Origin of the sequence: Roseomonas rosulenta (assembly GCF_016106005.1) — a bacterium.
Taxonomy (GTDB): Bacteria; Pseudomonadota; Alphaproteobacteria; order Acetobacterales; family Acetobacteraceae; genus Neoroseomonas; species Neoroseomonas rosulenta.
In genome coordinates, this window is sequence record NZ_JACADR010000404.1 from 1 (window position 1) to 2,860 (window position 2,860).

The 2,860-nt window shown below is 75.4% G+C and carries 3 protein-coding genes; 1 reads left to right on the forward strand and 2 read right to left on the reverse strand.

The features are described 5' to 3' along the window. Together HW578_RS24970 and HW578_RS24975 are read right to left on the reverse strand one after the other, a co-directional pair. The coding region (locus tag HW578_RS24970; protein WP_198373403.1) for a class I adenylate-forming enzyme family protein at positions 1 to 1,342 on the reverse strand (1,342 nt) is incomplete at its 3' end. A gap of 2 nt (positions 1,343 to 1,344) precedes the next feature. After that, positions 1,345 to 2,235, reverse strand: coding sequence for an alpha/beta fold hydrolase (locus HW578_RS24975; RefSeq protein ID WP_198373404.1), 891 nt, complete (start codon positions 2,233 to 2,235; stop codon positions 1,345 to 1,347). A gap of 230 nt (positions 2,236 to 2,465) precedes the next feature. Between HW578_RS24975 and HW578_RS24980 the strand changes: the two genes are divergently transcribed. Further along, complete coding sequence (locus HW578_RS24980) at positions 2,466 to 2,816, forward strand: DUF4087 domain-containing protein (protein WP_198373405.1); 351 nt, start codon at positions 2,466 to 2,468, stop codon at positions 2,814 to 2,816. Positions 2,817 to 2,860 lie beyond the last annotated feature (44 nt).

Consider the following 2,860-nt stretch of genomic DNA (forward strand, 5'->3'; position numbering starts at 1 on the left):
CGAGCCGCGCGCGGCAGGCCGCCGCCAGCGCCGCGACATCCACCGCGCCGGCCGCCAGCTCGACCACCGCCAGCGCCGGGATGTCGCCCAGCGCGGCGGAGCGCAGCGCGAAGGCGGCGCAATCCGCCACGCCGGGGAAGCCCTGCGCCGCGCGCTCGATCTCGGCAGGGAAGATGTTGATCGTGCCCAGCATCATCATCTCGGCGTCGCGCCCGGCGAAGACCAGCGTGCCGTCGGGCTCGATGCGGGCGCGGTCGCCGGGCTGGAACCAGCCGCCGTGGAAGGCGCGCGCATCCGCCTCGGGGTCGTCGATGTAGCCCCGCGCCATGCCCGGCGCGCGCGCCTGCACCAGGCCGGTCTCGCCCGCCGGCAACACACGCCCGGTCTCATCGACGATGCGCAGCCCGACACCCTCGAGCGGCCGGCCCACGCCCTCGGGGTGGCGGTCGTGGTCCCGCGGCCCGGCCAGCGTCATGGTGCCGATCTCGGTGGTCGAGTAGTTCACGACCAGGTTCCGCGTGACTTCCGCCATCAGCCGCCGGCGCAGCGCCGGCGCCACCGCGGCGCCGAACACCGCAAGGGATGTGCCCGCCGGCCAGGGATGCGCCCCGGCCCGCGCCTGAACATCGGCCAGCGCCGCGGCGCGTTCGGGGGGCAGCGTCACGCGATCGATGCCGAAGCGCGCGCAGGCTTCCGCGAGGTCGGGCAGCGCGGCGCAATGCGCCAGCACCGTGGTCGCACCCTGGCCGAGCAGGCCAAGGTGGTATTTCCGCGCATTGTTGTGCTCGGCCGTGATGGACCGGTAGTAGACGCGCCCTTCGCCCTGGCGCCGCGCGATCTGCGCGGCGATGTCGGCCTCGCTCAGCGGCACCAGCTTGGGCCGCCCGGTGGTGCCGGAACTGGTCAGGATGATCCGCCCGCTGCGCGCCGCCATGGCCGGCGCATCGCACTCGAGCATGGCGGCGTCGAAGCGCAGGAAAGCGACGCCCGGCAGCGCATCCGCCGCATCGTCGCCGAGCAGCAGGGCCGCGCGCAGCCGCGCCGCGATGGCCTCGCGCAGGGCGGGCGGGTCGTGGCTCGGCAGCGCCACCTGGTCGCAGCCCAGGCGAAGCAGCGCGAGCGCGGCGGTCAGATGCGGCATGTCCGCGCGCAGGGTCAGCGCCACCATCGCGCCGGGGCCGACGCCCTGCCGCGCCAGCCAGGCCGCCATCGCCGCGACGCGGCGGTCGAGCGCCGCATAGGTCACGCCCGCCCCGTGGTCGATGAAGGCGAGGCGCGCCGGGTCGCGCCGCGCCCAGGCGCCGATCGCCCGGTTCAGCGGCCCGGGTGCCTCGGCTTCCATGCTCAGCGCAGCGGCTTGCCTGCCAGGGCGGCCATGCGCGCGGCGTCGGGCATCTGCCCCTCGAACCACAGCGCGGCGCAGACCTGCGACATGGCGTGCCCGTCATGGGCGATGCCCGGCGCGGTCTCGAGCCGCCAGTGGCAGGCGGTGCCGCGGCGCACCGCCTCGGCGCGCGCGAAGGCCATCAGGTGCCTGGCGCGGGCGAAGCGGTTGGGGCCCTGGGCCAGCGCGGCCGGAAGCGAGGGCACCGAGGGGCCGGTCGCGTCGAGGTCGGCCTCGCCCGCCAGAATCACCAGCGGCCAGGCAAGCCGTGCCTCGAGATCAGCGTCCGTCAGTCCGAGCCCGCCCAGCCCCTCGGGGAAGGGGCGCAGCAGCGTGGGCAGGGTGTACCAGCCGGCATTGGCCGCCACCACGGCGCAGAAGGGCGAGCGGTCGGTCAGCAGCACCATGCGCTGGGCGAATTCGGCGCCGGCGGAATGGCCGTAGAGGAAGGCCTGGCGGCGCCTGGTGACGCCGGCGCGCTGCAGCAGCGCCAGCATCCGCGCCGGCACCTGGTAGGCCCAGCGGCGCGAGGGCGTGATCTCGCCGGCCGCATCCAGCACCCCGCCATCATTGTAGGCGCGCGCGCCGGGATGGGTTTCCTCGGGGAAGCCGGGGGCGAGGATCAGCGCGCCGTGGCGTTCGGCGGTGTCGATCCAGTGCTCGCGGTATTCCTCGCCGTTGCGGGCCAGGCCATGGAGGACGAAGACCACCGGCCGGTCGGGCGTATGGGCAGCCGGACGGTAGGCGTGCAGCCAGAGCGGACGGTCCGGGTCGTGGATCGCATCGGTGAAGGGCAAGGAGATTCGGCCCGGCGCGGCGAAGGCGCGGGCGATGGCCTCGGCCTCGTTCACGGCAGGCGGTCGGCGCAGGCGGCCCACCGGCCGGGGACGGAACAATGGCCAGGGCCAGGGGCAGCGCGCGGCGGCACGGCGCAACCGGCGGGCGGCATGGCGGCGGCGCGGCGCGGCGCGGATCGAACCCTGCGGGTTGGCGGAGGCGTGGGCATGGCACGCGATGTGTCGCCCCGTCGCGACGCCGGCGCAAGCGTGCGAACATCAAGCATCCGTTTCCGGAGCGTCCGATGCGCACCGCCTGGCTGAGCCTGTGCCTGTCTTCGATCCTGGTCGCCCCCCTGCAGGCGGCCGAGCGGCGCTGCGGCTGGCTGCACAACCCGACCCCCGGGAATGTCTGGCTGACCGACCGCGCGGGCGACTGGATCCTGGCCAGCCAGGGCGGGCGCGAGACCCCGGGCATGGACCGCGTGCCGGACATGACCGGGCGGGAATGGGTGCGCACCAACGGCGCCTATGGCTACGGCTGCGCCTGCGTCGTGCTGAATGCCGAAGCGCGCCGCCAGGTGCTGCGCGTCCATGCGGCGGAGCAACTGCCGCTGGCGCGTTGCCGGGCCGACCGCGCGCTGCCGCAGCCGTGACGGCACCGCCTGCATTGCCGGGCGGCATGACCGCCGGGGCGGCC

Bases quoted from the DNA above. Each gene is read 5' to 3' on its own strand.
- HW578_RS24980 (WP_198373405.1), top strand. From the start codon at position 2,466: ATGCGCACCGCCTGGCTGAGCCTGTGCCTGTCTTCGATCCTGGTCGCC.